Genomic DNA, 21,723 nt, shown 5'->3' on the forward strand with positions numbered 1-21,723 from the left:
CTCCTTTAATGCGTAGCCAGGGGCGCATGCTTGTCCAGCGGACGCAGGAATAACACGAGCGGCAATGTGCAGATCACACTCACGGACAGGATCCAGAACAGGTCGATATAGGTCATGGTCAACGCCTCGACCTGGATCGTGCCGGACAGCGCGCGCAGCGCCTGCGGCATGCCCCCCATGGACTGCGCCTGCGCGGCGAGGTAATCGTGCAGGCCGGCCCCATTGGCGTTCAGCGTCTCCTCCAGCCGGCGGCTGTGCAGCCACATGCGCTGATCCTGCACCGCGGCGATCCCCGCGAGTGCGAGCGACCCGCCGAGGTTGCGGGCGGCGTTGAACAGGCCGGCGGCATCGCTGGCGTAGTCGGGCGTGACCGACTGGATCGCGGCCTGGTTCAGGTACAGCATCGCGAAGATGGTGCCGACACCACGGATCAGTTGGGAATACAGGAACTCCGGCCCGGTGGTCTGCGCGGTCAATGTGGTGTCCATGTAGGCGCTGGCGCCGAGCAGGACGAGGCCGAAGGCTACGGCCGGCCGGATGTCGACGTAGCGGATCAGCAGGGGCACGAAGGGCATGAGCAGCAGGCTCGGTATCCCCGACATCACGACGACCGCGCCCGATTGCTGTGAGTTGTAGTCGGCGATGTAGGCCAGGAACTGCGGGATGACGTACGACGTACCGTAGATCACCATGCCCACCATCGTGCCCATCACCACCACGGATCCGAATTGCCGGTCCAGCAGGATGCGCAGGCGGATGACGGGTCGCTTCGCTGTCGACTGGCCGACCAGCAGCGCCAGCAAGCCAGCCAGGGACAGAATCGTTAGCCAGACGATGTGGTTCGATTCGAACCACTGTTCGCGCTCGCCTTCCTCGAGTACGACGGTGAGGCCGCCGAGGAAGGCCGCGAGCCCCGCGATGCCGAGCCAGTCGGCTTCCGCCAGCTGGTCGGCCCGGGGCTTCCGGTGAGGCAGACCGATCCACAGCAACGCCATGAGTGCAAGGCAGATCGGCACGTTGAGGAAGAATGCGTAGTGCCAGCTCAGGTTCTCCGTCAGCCAGCCGCCGATCACCGGGCCGATCACCGGGCCCAGGATCGCCGTCGCGCCAAACATGGCGGTGCCGACCGGCTGCTGGCTGCGCGGGAGCCGGGTCGCGATGATCGTCTGTGCGGTCGGGATCATGGCGCCGCCGGTGATCCCTTGGCCCACGCGGCCGATGACCATCATGCCCAGCGACGTCGACAGGCCGCACAGCACGGAAAATGCGGTGAACAGTGCCGCTACCAGCAGCAGGAACGTGCGCAGCCCGAGCATGCGCTCCAGCCAGCCGCACAACGGGATGATGATGATTTCTGCCACGAGGTAGCCAGTCGCGATCCACGTGCCCTCGGTCCCGCTGGCGCCGATCTCGCCCTGAATCGTCGGCAGCGAGGAGTTGACGATGGAGATGTCCAGCGTCGCCATCAGCGCGCCGAGCGTACCCGCCGCGACCGCGAGCCACGCCGCGGCGTCGGCGCGCGGTTCCGCCAGCGCCGTCACTTGCCCGCTCCGGCGGTCGAGATGTCCACTTTCGCGGACAGGCCGGCCACCAGCACGTGGCGAACGTCGGCGCTGGCATCGAGCGCAATGCGCACCGGGACGCGTTGTACGATCTTGGTGAAGTTGCCTGTGGCGTTCTGCGGCGGCAGCAAAGAGAACTGGGCGCCGGTGCCCGGGGCGATGCTCTCGATATGGCCGTGGAACGCTTGGCCCGGCAAGGCGTCGATCCTGATGTCGGCTTCCTGCCCGACCCGCATGCGGCGGATTTGCGTTTCCTTGAAGTTCGCCACGATGTACAGGCCGCTCGACGGCACCAGCGACATCAGGCGCGTGCCTGGCTGGACGAACTGGCCCTCGCGCACGGTCCGGTCGCCGATGCTGCCGTCGATCGTGGCGACGAGCGTCGTCGAATCCAGGTTCACCCGTGCGGCTTTCAGCTGCGCCTCGGCGCTGCCCGCCTGGGCCTCGGCCTGGCGTACCTGGGCGCGCAGCGATGCGATGCGTTTCTGCGCGTTCGCCAGCGCGGCCCGATGAATACCGACCTGCTGGGCGCTTTGGCGCGCCTTATTGCGCCGATTGGCGAGTTGCTCGGCCGTCTCCGCACCGATCTCCGCGAGCGGTGCGTAGCGGCGCTCCTCGGTGGCGGCGAACGCTGCATCGGATTGCGCCGTCGCCAGCTGAATGCGCGCCTGCTCCACCGCCGCCTCCTGCTCGCCGATCTGCGCGCGCACTGCGTCCGCGTTGGCCTTGGCAATGGCGATCTGCGCTTCGTATTGTTCAGCCTGGGCGCGATAATCGCGCGGATCGATGCGCACGAGCGGCTGGCCGGCCCGCACCTGCTGGTTGTCCTTGACCAGCACGTTAAGCACATAACCGCCCACCTTGGGGGCAATGGTCACGGTGTCCGATTGCAGGTAGGCGTCGTTCGTCTCTTCCTGGTAGCGGCCAACCTGCAGGTGGTACACGAGCCAGCCGATGCCGGCCAGCGCCACGATTGCGCCGGCCGCGATCAGGCCGGGCCTGGCGCGGCGTGCTCCGGCCGGTTTGCCGGGCATGGACTGCCCGCCGATTATGGGATCGGGCGTAAAAATCGGGTCATTCATCAAACTATTCCATGAAGTTGTTGCGCGAGTATTGCGGACACGCCGGTGAGCGCCGGATATGCGGCCGTGATGACATAGCAAGGGACCCCTGCCAGATGGGGGCTCAGGCGCCCCTTGTCTTCGAAGCGGCTGCGGAAGCAGGAACGGTCGAAGCATTCGCCCAGGCGCGGCACGATCCCGCCGCCGATGTAGATGCCGCCTTGCGCGCCCAGGGTCAGCGCCAGGTTGCCGGCCACCGTGCCCATGACGCCACAGAAGATGTCGAGGACTTCGGCGCAGAGCGGGCATGCGCCCGACAGCGCGCGCTGCGTGATCGCCGCCGCGTCCGGAGCCTCGGGCGTCCGGTCGCGGCAGTGGCAGAGCGCACGGTAGATCAGCTCGATGCCGGGGCCCGACAGCAACCGCTCGGCCGACACGTGCCGGAACTCGCGCCACGCAAACCGTAGGATGTCGGCCTCGACCTCGTCGGCCGGCGCGAAGGTCGCATGGCCACCTTCGCTGCGCAGCGCGGTCCAGCCGCCATCGACGCCGGGAATGGGCACGAGGCCGGAGACACCGAGGCCGGTGCCGGCGCCGACGAGGCCGATGGGCTCGCCCGGTACCGGCGTGCCGCCGCCGACCTGCCGCTTGTCATCGTCGCCCAGGTGCGGCAGCGCCATCGCCAGCGCCGTGAAGTCGTTCACCACGGCGACGGTTGCGAAGCCGAGCTCGCGGCCCACGGCTGCGATCGAGAATGTCCAATGATGGTTGGTCATGCGGACCCGGTCGCCGGTCACCGGATTGGCAATGGCGACCGCCGCGTGCCGGACGGTTCCCTCGGCAGCGACGTGCGGCATGGACTGGTACGCGCGCAGCGCATCCTCGAGCGTGGGGTAGTCGGCGCAACGCAATACCTCGACCAGCCCGATCCTGCCGGGACCGAGTTCCAGCGCGAAGCGGGCGTTGGTGCCGCCGATGTCGGCCAGCAGGCGCGGGCTATCGTGGCGGGACGCGGACTGCGTTGAAGTTGGCGTGACTATCATTGCTGCGTAAATGTCGTGGTCAACGTCGCTTTCGAATCGGTTCCGATCCATACGTCGAACGTGCTGGCCTCGTTGACCCAGCCGCGCGTAGCGGCGCTCCAGTATTGAAGCTCTTCGGGACCGAGCGTGAAATGCACCGTCTTTTTCTCGGCGGGGCGCAGGCTGACACGTTCGAAGCCCTTGAGCTCGCGCACAGGGCGCGAGGCGCTACCATACCGCTGATGGATGTAGAGCTGGACGACCTGATCAGCAACCACCGACCCCGTGTTTTCGACGACGGCCGTCGCCTCGATCGACTCACCGGCGCGGATCGACGATGTGCTCAGCCGCAGGTCGCTGACCGCGAACGTCGAATAGCTCAGGCCGTACCCGAACGGAAACAATGGACTGCCCGGTTCGTTCCAGTAGCGCCTGTCCTGCTCGGATGGATCCTGGGTCAGGTTGTGTCCGTAGTAGAGCGGGACCTGTCCGACGTTGCGCGGCCAGGTGAAGGGCAGCTTCCCGCCCGGACTGGCATCGCCGAACAGCAGGTTCGCGGCCGCGGCGCCGCCCTGCGCGCCGGGATACCAGAGCTCCAGGATCGCGGGCACGTGCGCGTCCGCCCAGGAGATGTCGAGTGGGCGGCCGTTCATCAGGAGGAGTACCACGGGTTTGCCGAGCGCGACCACGCGTTCCATGAGCCGCTGCTGGTCGCCCGGGAGGGCGAGGGTCGAGCGGGAGGCGGATTCGCCGATCATGTCCTGTTTTTCGCCGAGCACGAGAATCACGAGGTCGGCGTTGCCGGCCAGCGCCAGCGCTTTCTCGAACTCTTCACCTGCACGGCCGGTATCCCAGACACGTGGTGTCTTCTCCTTGAAAATCGATTCGAACGGCGAAGGCGTCGTCCTCCTGATTTGCACGCCGGGCGCGACGTCGACCGTCACGCCGGCCCCGAGTTTGGTACGCAGCCCCTGCGCCACGGTGACGGTGTCGCTCAAGTCGTGCGCGAACACCCATGGCCCGAGCGTATCCTGGCGTGAGTCTGCCAGCGGCCCGATGAGCGCGATGCGCTTGTAGGCCGAACGATCGAGTGGTAGCAGCTTGCCTTCGTTACGCAGCAGCACCGCCGATCGCTCGGCCGCGATGCGCGCTTCGGCCTGGTACGCCGGCGTATTTTTAGCCGCTTCGCTTGCCTTTGCTGCGTCGACGTAAGGGTGTTCGAAGAGCCCTAGCTGGAACTTCGTGGCAAGGATGGGGCGCACGGCGGCATCGACCTCCGCCACGTTGATGGCGTGCTTGTCCAGGGCCTCGCGGAGGGTGGCAAACGCATTGGAATAACTCGCCATTTCCATGTTGACGCCCGCCTTGAACGCCCGGACCGCAGCGTCATGCTTGTTGCTCGCATAACCATGCGGTTCGAGGTCGTTGACGGCATTGTTGTCGCTGACGACGAATCCTTTGAAACCCCATTGCCCGCGCAGGACGTCGCGCAGCAGCCAGCTATTGCCTGTGGCGGGCACATCGTTCAGGTCCATGTAGGCGCTCATGATGGAACCTGCGCCCGCCCGGACCGCGGCGCGGAACGGCGGCAGGTAGACATTCTGCAGCTGGGCGTCCGACAGATTCGCCGCATCGTGATCGCGGCCGCCCTCGCTAGCGCCGTAACCGGCAAAGTGCTTGACGGTCGCAAGCAGCCGGTCGGGCGTGCCCAGGCGCGGACCCTGGATGCCGCGCACTTGGGCGGTAGCCATCGCGGCGTTGAGGTAGGCATCTTCCCCGGCGCCTTCCACGATGCGGCCCCAGCGCGGGTCGCGCGCGACGTCGACCATGGGCGCGAACGTCCAGCCGATGCCGCCGGCACGTGCCTCGGTCGCCGCGATCGCACTGGCGCGTTCGACCATGGCAGGATCCCAGGATGCGGCAAGGGCGATCGGTACCGGGAAGATGGTTCGGTAACCGTGCACCACATCGCTGCCGAATAGGAGAGGGATGCCGAAGCGAGATCCTTCGACGGCCAAGTGTTGCAGGCGGTTGATTTCCGCCGGGTCGGTCACGAACAGGAGCGATCCGAGCTTGCCCGCGCGTACCATGCCGTCCAGCTTGGACGACCTGCGAAACTCGAACAGTTGGTTCAGCTGGCCAAGCTTTTCATCGACGTTCATCTTGCGCAGCAGAGCGTCGGTGCGCGCCAGCGTCTCGGCCGAAAAAATGGCGGGGGCGCCCCATTCGGTGGGTGGCGGCGCGGTCACCGCGCCTGCGGATCCGGCGGCCACGGCGCATGCAATCGAGCCGCAAGCCAGGCTGGCCAGGAATAGACGAAGCTTGTAGCGGCCGTGAGGGTAATTTGAAGAGGGGAACATAGTTCAGGTCTTATGGAGATCGAGCGAATGAATGAATAAATAAACATGGCTAGCCGTACCAGCACGGACGTCGGGGCGCTTACCACCACACGCCGTAGATCGCGGCCACCAGCAGGCATACCACCGCCGAGCCGAACGCGAAGGCGCCGTCCACGTGGAACAGCTTGCGGTCGACGTGCAGCGTGAGAACCGCCTTGTCGCGCGCCCCCATCTTGCTGATCAGGATCATGCCCGCGACCACGATCCAGAACACGATGAACATGCGGTCCAGGAAAGGAATTTCGTGCATGCCGTGACCGTTGTCGACGGCAAAGCCGAGCGGCGCTAGAAAGGAAAGATTTATCATCAGCGGCAGGAACTTCAGGACTATCGAGAGCACGAGACCACCGATGGTGGCGAACATCGCTGCCGCCGAGTTGGTTTTTTTCCAGAAGAATCCGAGCAGGAACATCGCCAGGATGCCGGGGGAGACAAAGCCGGTGTATTCCTGGATATATTGGAAACCGCCTTTCTTGTCGATGCCCAGCAGCGGGGCAATTAACACCGCCAGCACCAGTGCCATGACCACCGTGACGCGGCCTATCCAAACCATCTTCTGCTCGCTCGCGTCCTTGTTGAATCTTTTCTTGTAGATGTCGAGGGTGAAGATGGTGGCGATGCTGTTGGCCTTGCCGGCGAGTGACGCCACCACGGCTGCGGTCAAGGCGGCGAACGCGATGCCTTTCAAGCCGGAAGGCAGCAGGGCCAACAGGGTAGGGTAGGCCCGGTCGGGGTTCAGCTCACCGCCCGGCCGCATGGCGTCACCCAGCACGCCGGATTTGTCCAGGGCGAAAGCGGCGATGCCCGGCAGGACGATAATCACCGGCATGAGCAGCTTAAGGAACGCGGCGAACAGCAGCCCCTTGCGAGCCGTCGGCAGGTCGGCGCCAAGGGCGCGCTGGGTGATATACTGATTACAACCCCAGTAGTTCAGGTTGACGATCCACATGCCGCCGATCAGCGTCGACAGGCCGGGCAGGTCAATGTAATTCGGGTTGGTCCGCGGCAGCACCATATCGAAGTGGTCGCGTGCGCTTTGGAAGAGCGTGGTGGCACCGTGCAGAGCACCGTTGCCGCCGCCGATCTTAGCGACCAGTTCCAGCGCGATCCAGGTCGTGACCAGGCCGCCGATGACGAGGCAGGTTACCTGGATCACGTCGGTATAGCCGATAACCTTCATGCCGCCCAACGTGATCACGGCAGCGAAGATTGCCAGGAACAACATACAGGGCAGCACACCGAGGCCGGCGATGCTTCCGATGGCCAGTGCGCCCAGGTACAGGATCGAGGTCAGGTTGACGACCACGTACAGGCCGAGCCAGAAGAAGGCCATGGTGGTGGCCACCTTTTTGCCGTACCGCTGCTCGAGGAACTGGGGCATCGTGTAGATATGGTTCTTCAGGTAGACCGGCATGAAGAACACCGCGACGATCACCAGCGTGGCCGCCGCCATTAGTTCATATACGGCGATCGCCATGCCGATGCGGAAGCCCGATCCGCTCATGCCGATGAATTGCTCGGCAGAGATGTTTGATGCGATCAGCGACGCACCAATCGCCCACCAGCTGAGCGAGCCTTCGGCCAAGAAGTAGTCGTGCGAGGCCGACGAGCCAGCGCCAGATTTCTTGCGGCGATAGACCCACAGACCGTAACCGGCGACCACTACGAAGTAGGTAAGGAAGACGAGGGAATCGAGGCGAGAGAAAAGATTCATGTGGATGTAAAAGCAGGTGTCTCGCAGAACGAGCGGATCGAATGGCGTGTTAGCGACGCGGACACGACTGACGTAGCTCACGACAATCGCATCGCTATGTTGCTTGGTATTCAGCGCAATCTCATCGTCCGTTCAGACGGTATTCAGCGTGGCGCCGACGCCGCCCGCTGGACTGTCGGCACGGGAGCTCTTGTACACCTGGATCTGCGAGATAGCTTCCGACGCAAGGTTCGCGAAGTCGAACGAACGGGAGTCGCTGGCACCTAGGTTCGCCGACGGCATCTGGCGACCGTTCAGCAGTACCAAGTTGAAGTCGGGGCCGATGCCGCGCACAGTCACGCGCGAGCCTTCGCCGTTGGAACGGTCGATCGACACGCCGGAAATACGCTGGACCGCTTCGGCCAGGTTTGTATCGGGGAATTTGCCGATGTCGTCGGCAACGATGCCGTCAACGATACCGTCAGATTTGCGCTTCAGATTTAGGGTCGACTGCATCGACGCACGGATACCGGTCACAACCACGGTTTGAGTCGACGCCGCTTGCGACCCCTTGATATCGGTAGTGGCCGGAGCGCTGGCTTCTTGTGCCAGCACTGGGGAAAACATCGTGGCACATGCGCCCGCGACGGCGAGGGCAATCAGACGGGGACGGGTGCAAGGAAATGCGTTTTGATGTTTGGATTGTGACACTGTATCTCCTATTGATTAAATAGTTATGCACGTCGAACACACTGCAAATTCTCCAAAAATATCTGTGGAACCGGTTCCAATTGATATGAAAAAAAAGTGCCTAGCCATGGCGCACGATTTGATCTTGAGGAAAAGTCGTGCGCAATTCTTCCCTTACGAAAGCTTCGCCAGATCATGCTATTATCCATTGGTACCGGTTCCAACCAGCGGCATTGTGCGATTCCTGAGACGTAAAAGTCAACAACCTTGCTGTAGCATTTTTGCAACAGAATGGACGTCGTGCATATGTGCGACCCTATTGTCAACCCGGCGTCAAAAATCGCTCGAACTCTATGAGGCGTTGATATAAATGCTTCCTTAAGCGTACCGACCATCGCCAATAGGTCGCGTTGCGCCAATGTAGCTAGCGGATGGCTCTGCCAGTTACCATCCCCGAACGGACTACACCTCGGCAGAATATGGAATCAAACGCGCTCGGGCGGGAACCGGCGCTACAGATACTTCAGCGAAACCATGGTGCTGTCAATAAGCTCCAACGAACAGGAACAAGTGTTTGTCTATAAAATGGAGCAACGAAATGTTCGTGCTCTATACATCGCCCGACGGAAGGAACTGGAGCATAATGGGCGGCTTTCACTCTACCGGGGCGGCTGATGTGAATGTTGGTTCTCCATGGCAATCACCGGCTTCAGACGTTCCGACACTGTTCTCCGACCTCAACTATAGCAACGCGAGGTTCAATGACTTCTGACAAGGTAACAATTAGGCAAGTAGCACGTTTAGCCGGTGTGGGCCTCGGGACCGCATCGCGGGTCGTGGGCGGTAAGGGCGCGGTGTCGCCGGCCAAAGCCGAGCGGGTACGCAAGGCGATCGAAGAGCTGCAATTCCAGCCGTCACATGTGGCCCGTTCGCTGTCACGCGGGACAACGCAGGCGATTGGGGTCTACATTCCAGTCCTATCCGGCACATTCTATACGCCTGTCCTGCAGATCATCAACGCCGAGCTACTTGCCGCAGGCGTGCAGATGATGGTCGCGTTCGGTTCGGGCGACGGCGACGCGCGCGCGCGCGCCATGCGCGGCGTCGAATTCCTGATGGGGCGCGGCTGCGACGGCATGATAGGGATGGCGCTGCCTCTGCTCGACGAAGACTTGGCTGTCCTAGGGAAAAAGCGAGAGCGCATCGTCATCCTCAACCATAGCTTAGACGCCATGCGCGACCGCTGCTTTACGCTTGACCACTATTTCGGGGGACAGCTGGCCGCACGTACGTTACTCGAGCATTCGCATCGCGAGATCGCGGTCATCGCTGGGCCGTCGAGCTTGCCGGACAGTGTGCTGCGTATGGAAGGCTTTCTTGACCAATTGGACAGCGTTGGCATCGATCGGCGCAGCATGTGGATCGTCGAAAGCGACTTCACGGCCGGCGGCGGGTGGCACGCGGCCAGGGCGCTGCTCGACTCGGGACGACGCTTCACGGCATTGTTTTGTGCTAATGACGAGATGGCCGTCGGTGCGCTGTCCTGCTTCCACAGCGCCGGCATCCGTGTGCCGCATGACGTCTCCGTGATCGGCTACGATGACACACCCAGCGCCGACTACTCGGCACCGCAGCTGACGTCCGTGCACCTGCCGTGGCGGGAGATGACGCAGAATGGGGTTTGGCAATTGCTGAACCTCTGCTACGGACTCTCCCATCCGGTGGTGCACGATTTCGAGATCCAGGTGACGCAGCGATCCTCCGTCAGCAGTCCGGGCGACGTAATACATCCATGACAAATTTAGTGTTGACTTCCTTATTCGAGAAATCATCGTATGGAAGCGCTCCAGAAACATTCGTAGCGTATGGCGAAATGTGTGGCAAGCGTGCAGTGGATTGTGCAGCGAGAGCATTGCGGTAGGCGCACGCACCGGAAGCCATGGTCGTGCTGACGCAGCCCATGTATTGAGAGAACAGGGCCATGGTGGCGCGCTAGGGGTAGCCTTCGACGCGGACTGGTAGATATCATGGATCGTCTCGTTCAAACCCGAACGATCCATCGGCGCTTGGGGAAACAGAAGGGTGAGTGATCCCATCGTCTCGGACTCCAGGCCATGGTTGCGAGTAGCAGGCGAGGTGCGTGTCAGGAAACGACCAGCTTCCCCGACTTGAGCAGGTTGGAACTGTTGCCCGCACTTATCACGACGGTGCCGGGTTCTAACATCCACTGCATGGCGACATCCGAGAACGCCAAGGCGTCCCGCCCCAGCTCGATCCGTACCGTCGTGCTGGCGCCGGCGGCAACCGTCAAGCGGCGGAACGCCTTGAGTTCTAGGACGAGGCACTGAGCTGACCACGTCACGGACGTGGATCTGTACGACTTCGTCGCCGTCGCGCTTGCCGGTGTTGACGACATCGACCTCGACGGCGAAGCGCTCGTTGCGTCCGATCTGCTCCTTCAACAGGCGCGGATCGGACATCTCGGAGGTGGTGTAGCTCAAGCCATGCCCGAAGGAATCAGCGCCGTGCGACTGCCTTCGACATACGCCGTCTTGATGGCCGAGGGCTCACGGCTGTAGTAGGCCGGCAGTTCTCCAACCGAACGTGGAATGCTGACCGCGAGCTTACCGCCCGGGTTCACCTTGCCGAACAACACGTCGGCGATCGCGTTGCCGCCCTGCTCGCCCAAGTACCACCCCTCGATGAGGGCGTTCGCCTGTTCGGCGAAGCGGGTAACCGCAAGCAGACGGCCGCTGAGCCGCACGGCGACCGGCGGTTTGCCGCACGCCATTATGGTCTCGACCAGCGCATCCTGGTCGCCGTAGAAGGACAGCAAAGTGGGGTCGCCGGCGTCACGAAGCGCACCGTTTCACGCGTCACCTGCTCTTTGTCCCAGACGACAAGTACGATGACGTCCGAACGTTTCGCGACCTCGACCGCAGCGGCAATGTGCACCTGATTCTCGGCCGGGATCTTGGGGATGAGCGGGGTTTCTGGGCGCACGCCTTCGGCGACTGGTGGCGTGATCCACACGCCACCGGGTTCCAGCCTCATTTGCTTAGTTCAAATTCTCCCCGCAGGCGGATATCGTCCGAGGCGCTGCCCACCATCAGCTCAAAGCGGCCTGGCTCCGCGCCCCAATGCAACTTGTCGTTGTAGAAAGACAATAGTTCTTGGTCGATTTCGAAGCTGACACGACGGATTTCGCCAGGATCCAGGCGCAGCTTGCGGAAGCCCTTCAATTCCTTCATAGGACGTGCGATCGACGCGACTGGGTCGCGCAGATAGAGCTGCACCACTTCCTCGCCCGCGCGCTTGCCTGTGTTCTGCAGATCGAAGGACACGGTCAGCTTGTCGTCGCCCGCCATGCGCGGCGCCGACAGCGTCAGGTTCGTGTAGCCAAATGTCGTGTACGACAAGCCGTGGCCAAACGCGTACAGCGGGGTATTCGGCGAATCGGTATAGATCGAGGCATACTGTCCTTCCGTCTCCGGGATCGGACGGCCTGTGCTCAGATAGGAGTAGAAGATCGGCACCTGACCCAGGCTGCGCGGGATCGTTATCGGCAGCTTGGCGGACGGGTTGTAGTCGCCGAACAGCACGTCCGCCAGCGCGTTGCCGCCCTCCGTGCCCGGCAGCCAGGCATAGACAATCGCGTCAGCCTGGCTGGCCAGTTCGGAAAAGACCAACGGGCGGCCGGCGAACAGTACCAGCACGACCGGCTTGCCGGCTGCCTTTGCCGCCGCCCGCACGCGCGCGAATAATTCGGCCTGCCGCCCCGGCAGCGAGATCGACGTCTGCGAGCGGGCCTCACCGGTTTGGTCGAAGCTTTCCCCCAGCGCGATCAGCACCACGTCGGCATCACGCGCCGCGCGCACGGCTGCGCCGAACCCTCGCGTATCGGTGCAGGCCACGTCGCATCCCGGCACCACTGTCAATCGGGTCCCCTTGCCGGCATGGTTGCGCACGCCGTCGGCTGGTGACACGACATGCGCAGCGTCGGATTGCACGATCCATGCGCCTTCAAGGTCGCGCCGAGCGTTGGCCAACGGCCCCACGAGCGCGATGTTGCGGGCACTGCGCGCCAGTGGCAGCGTATTGCCCTCGTTCTTCAGCAGTACCATGGAACGCTTGGCCATATCGCGCGTCGCGGCTCGGTGCTCAGGCCGCGACAGCACTTCCTTCTCGCGCGCCGCGTCGCTATAGCGGTACGGATCGTCGAATAGTCCAAGTTCGAATTTTTTGGTCAACACGTGTGCCACAGCTGCATCGACTGTCTTCTCGCTCACCTTCCCCGCGCGTACCAGGTTCGCCAGGTGCGTGCGGTAGGCGTAGCCTTCCATATCGATGTCGTTGCCCGCATTGATCGCGCGTGCGCCGGCATCCGCCAGGTCGGCCGCGAAGCCGTGAGGCACCATCTCGGCGATCGAACTCCAGTCGCTGATGACGATGCCGTCGAAGCCCCATTGCTGACGCAGGATATCTTTCTGCAACATGGCGTTGCCGGTGGCCGGAATGCCGTTGAGCGTGTTGAACGAATTCATAAAGGCCCCCGCACCCGCCTGCGCAGCCGCCTTAAATGGGAGCAAATAGACCTCGAGCAACTGCTGCTGACTCATGTCCACGGCCTGGTAATCACGTCCCGCGATGGCCGCGCCATAGCCGGCGAAGTGTTTTGCCGTGGCCATCACGCTGTCGAGTTGGCCGAGGCCCTTGCCTTGGAAGCCGTGCACGCGAGCGCGCGCGATCGCGGCGCCGAGGAAGGGATCTTCGCCGGCGCCTTCCATCACCCGGCCCCATCGCGGATCGCGTGCGATGTCGACCATCGGCGCAAAGGTCCAGTGCACGCCCGACGCGGCGGCTTCCGTCGCAGCGATGCGCGCGGAATGCTCGATCGCGTCCATGTCCCAGGACGCCGCCTCGCCCAGAGGGATGGGGAACACGTTCTTGTAGCCGTGAATCACATCCACCGCGAACAGCAGCGGAATCTTGAGGCGGCTCTGCATGGCCAGGTCCTGTAGTGCCCGTGTCTCAGCCACCGACTTTACGGTGAGCACGGTCCCGATGCGGCCAGCGGCGATGTCGGCACGCTTGTCGATGTTCTTGCCTTCCGGACGGGTGGGGCCAGTCATGTCAGGGCCGGCCACCTGGTGCAGCTGGCCAACCTTTTCCTCCAGGGTCATGCGTGCCAGCAGGGCCTGAACCTTGGCGTCGATCGCCGGGTCGGCGCCCTCGGCAAGCGGCATGGCGACGCAGGCGCACAACGTGGCCAGCGACATAAGGGTACGCTTCATGAAATTCCTTTCGAATAACCGTGTATATGAAGACTGCTTGCGGACAGCCCGGTATCCCGAGCCGCCCGCAGAACGTCCGCATCAGAACTTGTAGCGTGCGCCCAGCATGAATCGTGGTCCGAACTGCACCGCCGACAGCACTTCCGTCTTGTTGCGGCCGTGCATGCGCTGCGTCGCGTTCGTGAGGTTGATTGCCTCGAACGACAGGCTCAGGTTCTTGTTGAGGTTGTAGCCGACCGACAGATCAACCTGGCCGTATGGCTCGGTGTAGCCTGGCTGCGGCTTATAGAAGGCATTGGTCGAGTTCAGGAACTCGCCCCGCCAGTTGTAGGCCAGTCGAACCGACGTGCTGCTGTCCTCGTAGATACCGACCAGGTTCGCCGAGTTCGACAGGCCGAGCAGTGCGAACTGCGCGACGCCGTTGAGCGTCGACGGCGCCGCGTTGTCGAAACGCAGGCCGGACTTCACGTAGGTATAGTTCGTCTGGAAGCCGAAGCCGTTGTCGAACATGTGTTGCCAGTTGATCTCGGCGCCCTTCGCGTTAGTCTTGTTCGCATTGACCGTCGTGCTCAGCAGCAGCGGCAGGGCAGGGTCGGTCGGGATACCGAGAATCTGGCCGCCCTGGTGGCCGTCCGGCTGCGGGCCAGTGCCGTTCACGCCCGGCTGTCCGGCGAAGTGCGTGAAGATGTAGTCGCGGATGCAGAACGTGTCCGTGCCGCACCCGCTGGCCGACGCTGCCTGCCAGTACCGGCCATTGACCGGCGTCGTCGCAGTCGTCGACGGCGTCGTGATGATCGTCGAGCCCGGGAAGCCGGTCAGGTCCTTGTTGAACAGGCCCAGCGAGACCATGCTCTGCTTGCTGTAGTACCATTCGGCGGACAGGTCCAAGTTTTTCGACTTCACCGGACGCAGCGCCGGGTTGCCGGTCGAACCGCTCAGGCCGCGGATGTTTGCGATGGCGTCCAGCGAGGTGCCGCCCTGAATTTCGTTCCACTGCGGACGCCCGATCGTCACGCCCCAGCTGGCGCGCAGCTTCAGGTTCGACGTCACGTCCATGTCCCAGTCAACCGTCGGCAGCCAGTAGTGGTAGGACGCACTCTGTGGTACTTGGACGCCCGGCGCGAAGCCGATGACGTACTCGTTTTGCGTGCCCCAGCTTACCGACGTCGGATACTGGATCCTGGACGTCGTGTCGACCTTCGTCTTCTCGTAGCGCAAGCCGATACCGGTGTGCATTGGCATGGCCAAGTCCCATTCGGTGTTGTACTGGGCGAACAGCGAGTTGGTTTTTTCCTGCAGGGATCGGATTTCGCTCGGATTGGCGAGGCTTGGTCCCCATACCCCGGCATAGGAAGCTTGGCCGGCGTGGTTGACCTCTGGGCCGTCCGCGGCCGTAAAGTTCTTCGCATCCTGCAGGACCTTGTCGAAGTCTACGATGTACATGGTCGGGAACAGCTTTGGATCGCCTGAACCACCCAGTTTGCTGAAGTACTGGCGATAGTCGATCGGCGTGAAGTTTGCCTGGTTGAAGAACTGCCCAACCTTCGAGCGGTCCTTGACGACGCCACTCCAGGCGTTCTGCTGAACTTGCTGGAACGCGGAATTGAACTTGGTCTTGACGCTGCCAACGCCGAAGTTCAAGTTCGACGATTCACCGATCTTCAAGCTGCCGCCGGCCTGGACCTGGTCGACGGTCTGCTTGATGACACGGTCCTGGAAGAACGAGCCGCTCACCTGGAACGGCTGCGGCGTGTAGTCGACGGACAGGACCGGCATTTCTTGGGTCAGGTCGAGCGTATTGCTGTTTCGGCCGAAGCTCGCGAGATTGAGGTCGTTGCCGACGCCGTATGGGCTATCCTTGCCGGCGTCCGCTACCGAGTGGTGTGCATCCAGCGAGAACTTCAAGCCCGGACTGACACGGTACTGGGTATTGAAGCCGAGCGACTTGAGAGTCGTCTTCGTGCCCGCGCGAACCGCGAGCATGTTGAAATCCTGGGGATCTTTTCCATAGTTTTCCGTATAGCTGTTCGGCGACTGCACTGCGCCGTTGCCGAAGTCCACAGCGGAGATCACGTTCTTGCCGCTGAACCAAGCCTGCAATGCGTTTGACGCGACCCGCTGCTTGTTCTCGAAGTAAGTGTAGTCCAGGGTGTTGGTCCAGTCCTTCGATGGACGGAATTGGAACGTCAGCTGGCCGTTGGTACGCTTGCGCTGGGTGCCCTGCAGGACGTAGTACAAGCTCTGCGGCGTATCGTAGAGCTGATTGCCGCTTAGACCGGTAATGCCTTTTGCATTGACCAGCGTGCCTCCCGGATCGGCAGCGCCGGCGTACGGACCCAGGTAGCCGTCACCGACCTTAGCCTGAGCGAAGCCCGAGTTACGCGCTTGGTAGCTGGTGGTCAGCGACACGCCGAACATATTGTCCGGGCCGAATTTTCGGCTGATTAGGGCCGAGACTTCCGGCGTAATGTTCTTCCCGTTGAGCTGTCCCGGGATGTTGGTATTCGACCGGTCGTAATCGATCTTGGCTCCAATGCTAGTCTGGTTGCCTAGATCCAGTGGACGGCCCGTCATGATGTTCAGCGTGGCGCCGACGCCGCCCGCTGGACTGTCGGCACGGGAGCTCTTGTACACCTGGATCTGCGAGATAGCTTCCGACGCAAGGTTCGCGAAGTCGAACGAACGGGAGTCGCTGGCACCTAGGTTCGCCGACGGCATCTGGCGACCGTTCAGCAGTACCAAGTTGAAGTCGGGGCCGATGCCGCGCACAGTCACGCGCGAGCCTTCGCCGTTGGAACGGTCGATCGACACGCCGGAAATACGCTGGACCGCTTCGGCCAGGTTTGTATCGGGGAATTTGCCGATGTCGTCGGCAACGATGCCGTCAACGATACCGTCAGATTTGCGCTTCAGATTTAGGGTCGACTGCATCGACGCACGGATACCGGTCACAACCACGGTTTGAGTCGACGCCGCTTGCGACCCCTTGATATCGGTAGTGGCCGGAGCGCTGGCTTCTTGTGCCAGCACTGGGGAAAACATCGTGGCACATGCGCCCGCGACGGCGAGGGCAATCAGACGGGGACGGGTGCAAGGAAATGCGTTTTGATGTTTGGATTGTGACACTGTATCTCCTATTGATTAAATAGTTATGCACGTCGAACACACTGCAAATTCTCCAAAAATATCTGTGGAACCGGTTCCAATTGATATGAAAAAAAAGTGCCTAGCCATGGCGCACGATTTGATCTTGAGGAAAAGTCGTGCGCAATTCTTCCCTTACGAAAGCTTCGCCAGATCATGCTATTATCCATTGGTACCGGTTCCAACCAGCGGCATTGTGCGATTCCTGAGACGTAAAAGTCAACAACCTTGCTGTAGCATTTTTGCAACAGAATGGACGTCGTGCATATGTATAAATGCTGTTTTTCCAATAACGCGCGTTGACGACCCAGGTTTTTGCAAGGCAAATATGCATACAACATACTTTTTCAGGCGTTAGCATTCGTGCTTTGATAACGACTTTTCCTTTCAAAGAAGCCTGGATCCGCTAAGCATTCGACGCTGCAGCCATGGTCTGCCTGCGCGTTCGCGGTGGCCACTCTTCTAAGCGTTTGCGCGCGCGAACGAGCGCATTCGTGTTCAAGCTACTGAGTGTGCGCTGCGAGAGGAGGGCGTTTTAGTGTCTCTTGGACTAGTGTGTAGCGCGGCAAGTCTTCCAAAGGAGGTTGTTCTTAGCGTTTGTCAACGTAGTTGCCGCATCACCTCAAGCTGCTTGCTCGCAGGGCGAGTCGGCCGAATGACGTGATAGCGACGCGGAGACGCCTGTCTTGGCTTACGACAATCGCATCGCTATGGTGCTTGGTTTCCAGCGCAATCTCATCGTCCGTTCAGACGGTACCTGGCGTGGGGTTACGCGCCATACTTCGCGTCATGGAATCCAATGACCCCATCCCGACCCTCCACATGTGGAGCATCTACGTCTGCAGTTGGGTTGCCTTCTTGCTGCTGCTGGGAGCCGCCTTGCAGGTCGACGCTCTGCTGCAGGGAAGATTCGACACGAATATTGCCGCCGCAATACTCAAGAGCACTCCACACGCGATATTCCTCGCCTTGCTGTGGCCACTGAGCGGCTACCTGGACCGCCGGCGTCCGGCCGCCTGGACCGTCGTCCTCATCCACGCCAGCGGCGCAATACTCTATGGCCTCATGTGCTACCTGTTGTTGAGGTTTCTTATTGGCGTGCGGCAACCGCTGGCGTGGATTTTCTGGCCACTGCTCTATGCGATGATGACTTATTGCGTCATCGCCGCCACGTTTCACATCGTCCGCATGAGCCATGCCCAGCGTCGGCAGGCTGCGGCGGCCCAGCTGGCACACCATTTGCTGGTCACGTCGGAGATGAGCGCCTTGCGCAACAAGCTCAATCCACATTTTCTGTTTAACACGCTGCACTCGATCATCGCGCTCACGCGCAAGAATCCGGAGGCGGCAGAAACGGCGCTGTTCCAGTGCTCGGACATGCTGCGCTATGTGCTCGACACCGAAAAAAACGGTGTCGATTTCGTGACGCTGGACGATGAACTACAGTTCGTTCGCGACTACCTTGAACTCGAGAGCCTGCGTCTCGGCTCGCGCTTGCAGGTCGAATGGGAACTGGACGAGAAGGCCGGGCCTTGCCCTCTGCCCGCGCTGTCGTTGCAGCCGCTCGTCGAAAACAGCATCAAGCATGCGATCAATCCGCATTGCCGCCCAGGCCGGATCCTGATCCGCACGGGCCTCGATGAGCGGACCGGCACGCTGACGTTGACCGTGGGTGACGACGGCCCCGGTGCCGACCCCGATGCGTTCAAGACGTCGGGGGGACTGGGCATACGGACACTGGAACGCCGACTCGAACTCGAACATGGCGTGCGCGGCACGTTGACCGTCCATACGGCGCCAGGCGCTGGTTTCATGGTCGAGATGTCGATTCCGCTCGCGGCGGATAAGTAGGTAGTGGATCGGTAAGCGGTTCCTGAGCGGGTTTTTATAAGTTGCCACAATCCTCTCCGGGTTCAACGACACGAAGGCGGCCATTGACAAGCTCGCTTCCTATACTTGAAGGGAGCCGCCTGGCGCAGTTGGGTAGGGAATATCTGAATTAAAGGGCTCTCTCGGACCCAGACCGTCCAAGATTGCCAGCCCACTGTGAAGCGGCGGCGAGGAGCCAGGAGTTCCTGGCATTTGATTATTGATGAAAAGTAAGACAAAAATATGAACTTTCCTTCTCGCCGCGGCCTTGCCAATGGGGTTGCTTTCCTGTTTGCCGGGTCGCTGGCTGGCCAAGTTTACGCGCAGACAGGGGCTCTCTCGTTTGCCAGAATTTTCGGCGATCACGCGGTATTGCAGCGTGGTGAACCCTTGACCATATGGGGTACGGCCACTGCAGCGCAGCGCGTGCTGGTGGAGCTGGGCGGAAAGACTGCCGAAGCGACTACGGACGAGGATGGAAAATGGCGGTTGACCTTCCCAGCGATGGACGCTGGTGGGCCCTACACGTTGTCCGTCAAGGCCGGGAATAGCGAAACCACGCTCAAGGACATCAAGATCGGTGACGTATACCTGTGCGGAGGGCAGTCGAACATGGCTTTTCCTGCACGCCTGTCCACCGGCGCGTGGGACGAGTTCAGCGCCAATCCGGACCTGCGCTTCACGAACATCCAGAACGCCAGTGCATTCACCCGGCAAGATGATCTCAAACGACAAGTGGAATGGAAAGTGATTTCGCCAAGGACAGCCGGTGAAGCGTCGGCCGTTTGCTACTACATGGCGCGTGCACTGCAACAGGCGAACAAGGTGCCTGTAGGATTCATCGGTTCCAACTGGGGTGGTACCTGGATACAGGCATGGATCGGCGCCTCGTCGCTGAAGACGTTGCCGGCCTACGCCCCGGGGATTGAGTCGCTCGCGAAACTGTCGTCCAATCCCGCCAAGGCGATAGCCGATGAAACGCAGCGGCACGAGCAATGGTGGGATGAACATTTCCCGCGGACGAAGCCGCAACGTGCGTGGAGTACGTCAGGTTTTGACGACACCGCGTGGCCCAGCCTGACGCCAAAAGGTTCGTGGAAGGATGCAGGGATTGCCGAGTTCGCGGACTTCGACGGCGAGGCGTGGTTTCGGACCACTGTCATGCTGAACGACAAGCAGGCGCAAGTCGCGAATGAGCTTCAACTCGGTCTTATCGATACCTTCGATAGCACATGGGTAAATGGTGTGCTCGTGGGCGGCGGCAGTACCGCCTGGACGTGGCGAAATTATTCCGTTCCCGCTGGCGTGTTCAGACCCGGCAAGAACGTGATCATCGTCCGCGTCTATAGCGGTGGCAAAGGTGGGGGACTGGTCGGGCTACCGAAACATCGTCGAATCAAGACCAGCGATGGACAGTTCATTGCCCTGCCTGCGACATGGAAGTACAAGTTGGGCGTGCGTTCGCAAGGATTGTCGATTCCGTCGGTGCCGTGGGATGTGCCAAACGGTTTGTCGACGCTCTACAATGCAATGATCGCGCCGCTCGCTGGCTACAAGTTCAAGCTGGCGGCGTGGTACCAGGGGGAAGCCAACACCGGAGCCTCCAAGGAATATGAAACCCTGCTGCCGCTACTAATCGCCGACTGGCGCAAGACCTTCGCCCAACCAGAATTGCCGTTCCTCGTCGTTCAGCTGTCGTCCTACGGTTCGGCGGCGACAAAGCCGGGACGCTCGACCTGGGCCGAACTGCGGGAAGCTCAGGCTAAGACAGTTCAAAATGACCCGCATGCCGAGTTGGTCGTTACCATTGATGTGGGCGACCGTGCCGACATCCACCCACCGCAGAAGGCCGTGGTCGGCGAGCGGCTCGCGCGCGCCGCCCGTGCAATCGCCTATGGTGAGGCAATTACTCCAGGTGGCCCGGAGGCGACCAGTGTGATGCGTTCGGGAGAGGATCTCGTAATCAAATTCAAGAATTCAGCCGGCGGCTTGCGAACCTATGGCGCCGCGCAAGCAATCGGCTTTGAATCGTGTGCGGGGGCGGTTTGCCGATACGCGCTCGCGGTGGCGCAGGGCGACACAGTAACTCTGAAAGGCGCCAACCAGCCCGGAGCGACTCATGTTCGCTATGCATGGGCCGATGTGCCGTACGTGAATCTCTACAGCACCGAGGATCTGCCAGCGGCGCCGTTCGAGATGGCCATCAACTAGGCTGGCCATCAAGAGAAGGGAAAGCTTAGCGTGTTCAAGCTGGCGCTGACCGGCGCCTCGACGCCGGCGGTGGAATAACGCAAAGTCAAATATTCAACTCGACAATCTAACTGCTAATGTCGAGTCTAGGTCTCGTTGCGGAACAAGACATGAGCTCGGCGCATTGCAGATATCATGAACGGTCATTGGACAGTCTTTGTGCATTGCAGCATAGTGGTCATGTCTCCTCTATTCTTCTCCAAGGATAGATTCAGCCCGCTTCCCAGCGGGCATTTTTTTGCCTGTTTCCCTTTTGTGGCTAATCTGTTGTCGTCGGCAATCTTCGATCTACTACAGTGCAGACAATGTGGACGTGAACGGCGTCGAGAACGTAAAGAACAGGTAGTGGCAGAGCGACAGCTCCCAACAGGCTGGCAGCTGGGTTTGCTGAGCGTAATTCGCCCGAGATGCCGAACCCAGTTCAACGGCAAAGCCGGACACGATCTACACCGAGTTCTCGACACAACTCGTGTTCACGTTGCGTTAGCCAAGCCTTAGCGTGATCGCGGCTACCTTCGATACCGGATTCGTTCATTGCTCTTTTCGCAAGCCGCGCTCGTTCGCTTCTGTCATCGGTAAGAAAACAGTAAAGCCAAGCCTGATTGCGAAAGAAGCGGCTCACCACGCTCTCTAGTTGTTCAGCTTGAATCAGCGCGGGCTCACTAAAGTGGACCCATCAGTCAAGACACTCAGCCGGCTAGTTTAAGCTGTGTCCGTTTCCGTTTCCGCTTCTGCAGCT

Annotated in this window: 14 protein-coding genes; 3 read left to right on the plus strand and 11 right to left on the minus strand. The window is 61.3% G+C overall.

The genetic code is table 11. From position 1 onward, the window contains the following. Window positions 1–5 precede the first annotated feature (5 nt). The 6 genes from QPK29_RS30180 to QPK29_RS30205 form a co-directional block, all read right to left on the minus strand. Window positions 6–1,541, minus strand: a complete 1,536-nt coding sequence (locus QPK29_RS30180) for an MDR family MFS transporter (protein WP_371772166.1) — start codon at window positions 1,539–1,541, stop codon at window positions 6–8. Further along, window positions 1,538–2,644 (minus strand): HlyD family secretion protein, encoded by a 1,107-nt coding sequence (locus QPK29_RS30185; protein ID WP_371772165.1) that lies wholly within the window; start codon window positions 2,642–2,644, stop codon window positions 1,538–1,540. Before QPK29_RS30185 ends, QPK29_RS30180 begins: the two co-directional genes overlap by 4 nt. Further along, the gene (locus tag QPK29_RS30190) at window positions 2,644–3,666 is read right to left on the minus strand and encodes a glucokinase (RefSeq protein WP_371772164.1); all 1,023 of its coding nucleotides are present in this window, start codon (window positions 3,664–3,666) and stop codon (window positions 2,644–2,646) included. Before QPK29_RS30190 ends, QPK29_RS30185 begins: the two co-directional genes overlap by 1 nt. Next, window positions 3,663–6,005 (minus strand): beta-glucosidase BglX, encoded by a 2,343-nt coding sequence (gene bglX / locus QPK29_RS30195; protein WP_371772163.1) that lies wholly within the window; start codon window positions 6,003–6,005, stop codon window positions 3,663–3,665. Before bglX (QPK29_RS30195) ends, QPK29_RS30190 begins: the two co-directional genes overlap by 4 nt. 79 nt (window positions 6,006–6,084) lie before the next feature. Beyond that, window positions 6,085–7,758, minus strand: a complete 1,674-nt coding sequence (locus QPK29_RS30200) for a sodium:solute symporter family transporter (protein ID WP_400189890.1) — start codon at window positions 7,756–7,758, stop codon at window positions 6,085–6,087. 132 nt (window positions 7,759–7,890) lie between these two features. Beyond that, entirely contained in the window at window positions 7,891–8,448 is a 558-nt protein-coding gene (locus tag QPK29_RS30205; protein WP_400189891.1) for a TonB-dependent receptor plug domain-containing protein, read from the minus strand. A gap of 740 nt (window positions 8,449–9,188) precedes the next feature. Here QPK29_RS30205 and QPK29_RS30210 point away from each other — a divergent pair. After that, a complete protein-coding gene (locus tag QPK29_RS30210; protein ID WP_400189892.1) occupies window positions 9,189–10,223 on the plus strand; it encodes a LacI family DNA-binding transcriptional regulator in 1,035 nt (344 codons plus the stop codon). A gap of 347 nt (window positions 10,224–10,570) precedes the next feature. On the opposite strand, the gene QPK29_RS30215 is transcribed toward QPK29_RS30210, so the two are convergent. The 5 genes from QPK29_RS30215 to QPK29_RS30235 form a co-directional block, all read right to left on the minus strand. Next, window positions 10,571–10,843 (minus strand): fibronectin type III-like domain-contianing protein, encoded by a 273-nt coding sequence (locus tag QPK29_RS30215; RefSeq protein ID WP_371772384.1) that lies wholly within the window; start codon window positions 10,841–10,843, stop codon window positions 10,571–10,573. Between the two features lie 81 nt (window positions 10,844–10,924). Then, a complete protein-coding gene (locus QPK29_RS30220; RefSeq protein WP_371772385.1) occupies window positions 10,925–11,263 on the minus strand; it encodes a glycoside hydrolase family 3 C-terminal domain-containing protein in 339 nt (112 codons plus the stop codon). After that, window positions 11,218–11,481 carry a hypothetical protein gene (locus QPK29_RS30225; RefSeq protein ID WP_371772386.1) on the minus strand — a complete coding sequence of 88 codons (264 nt, stop codon included), beginning with the start codon at window positions 11,479–11,481 and terminating at the stop codon, window positions 11,218–11,220. Before QPK29_RS30225 ends, QPK29_RS30220 begins: the two co-directional genes overlap by 46 nt. Beyond that, complete coding sequence (gene bglX / locus QPK29_RS30230; protein ID WP_371772387.1) at window positions 11,478–13,721, minus strand: beta-glucosidase BglX; 2,244 nt, start codon at window positions 13,719–13,721, stop codon at window positions 11,478–11,480. Before bglX (QPK29_RS30230) ends, QPK29_RS30225 begins: the two co-directional genes overlap by 4 nt. A gap of 81 nt (window positions 13,722–13,802) precedes the next feature. Next, window positions 13,803–16,763, minus strand: a complete 2,961-nt coding sequence (locus tag QPK29_RS30235; RefSeq protein WP_400189893.1) for a TonB-dependent receptor — start codon at window positions 16,761–16,763, stop codon at window positions 13,803–13,805. A gap of 891 nt (window positions 16,764–17,654) precedes the next feature. Here QPK29_RS30235 and QPK29_RS30240 point away from each other — a divergent pair. Together QPK29_RS30240 and QPK29_RS30245 are read left to right on the plus strand one after the other, a co-directional pair. Further along, window positions 17,655–18,716 carry a sensor histidine kinase gene (locus tag QPK29_RS30240; protein ID WP_400189894.1) on the plus strand — a complete coding sequence of 354 codons (1,062 nt, stop codon included), beginning with the start codon at window positions 17,655–17,657 and terminating at the stop codon, window positions 18,714–18,716. Window positions 18,717–18,977: 261 nt separating this feature from the next. Then, window positions 18,978–20,945 (plus strand): sialate O-acetylesterase, encoded by a 1,968-nt coding sequence (locus QPK29_RS30245; RefSeq protein WP_371772410.1) that lies wholly within the window; start codon window positions 18,978–18,980, stop codon window positions 20,943–20,945. Window positions 20,946–21,723: the final 778 nt, after the last annotated feature.

This window comes from Massilia orientalis, assembly GCF_030411975.2.
GTDB classification, from domain to species: Bacteria; Pseudomonadota; Gammaproteobacteria; order Burkholderiales; family Burkholderiaceae_D; genus Telluria; species Telluria orientalis.

Bases quoted from the DNA above. Each gene is read 5' to 3' on its own strand.
- QPK29_RS30185 (WP_371772165.1), bottom strand. From the start codon at position 2,644: ATGAATGACCCGATTTTTACGCCCGATCCCATAATCGGCGGGCAGTCC.
- QPK29_RS30190 (WP_371772164.1), bottom strand. From the start codon at position 3,666: ATGATAGTCACGCCAACTTCAACGCAGTCCGCGTCCCGCCACGATAGC.
- bglX (WP_371772163.1), bottom strand. From the start codon at position 6,005: ATGTTCCCCTCTTCAAATTACCCTCACGGCCGCTACAAGCTTCGTCTA.
- QPK29_RS30200 (WP_400189890.1), bottom strand. From the start codon at position 7,758: ATGAATCTTTTCTCTCGCCTCGATTCCCTCGTCTTCCTTACCTACTTC.
- QPK29_RS30210 (WP_400189892.1), top strand. From the start codon at position 9,189: ATGACTTCTGACAAGGTAACAATTAGGCAAGTAGCACGTTTAGCCGGT.
- QPK29_RS30215 (WP_371772384.1), bottom strand. From the start codon at position 10,843: ATGTCGTCAACACCGGCAAGCGCGACGGCGACGAAGTCGTACAGATCC.
- QPK29_RS30225 (WP_371772386.1), bottom strand. From the start codon at position 11,481: ATGAGGCTGGAACCCGGTGGCGTGTGGATCACGCCACCAGTCGCCGAA.
- bglX (WP_371772387.1), bottom strand. From the start codon at position 13,721: ATGAAGCGTACCCTTATGTCGCTGGCCACGTTGTGCGCCTGCGTCGCC.
- QPK29_RS30235 (WP_400189893.1), bottom strand. From the start codon at position 16,763: ATGTTTTCCCCAGTGCTGGCACAAGAAGCCAGCGCTCCGGCCACTACC.
- QPK29_RS30240 (WP_400189894.1), top strand. From the start codon at position 17,655: ATGGAATCCAATGACCCCATCCCGACCCTCCACATGTGGAGCATCTAC.
- QPK29_RS30245 (WP_371772410.1), top strand. From the start codon at position 18,978: ATGAACTTTCCTTCTCGCCGCGGCCTTGCCAATGGGGTTGCTTTCCTG.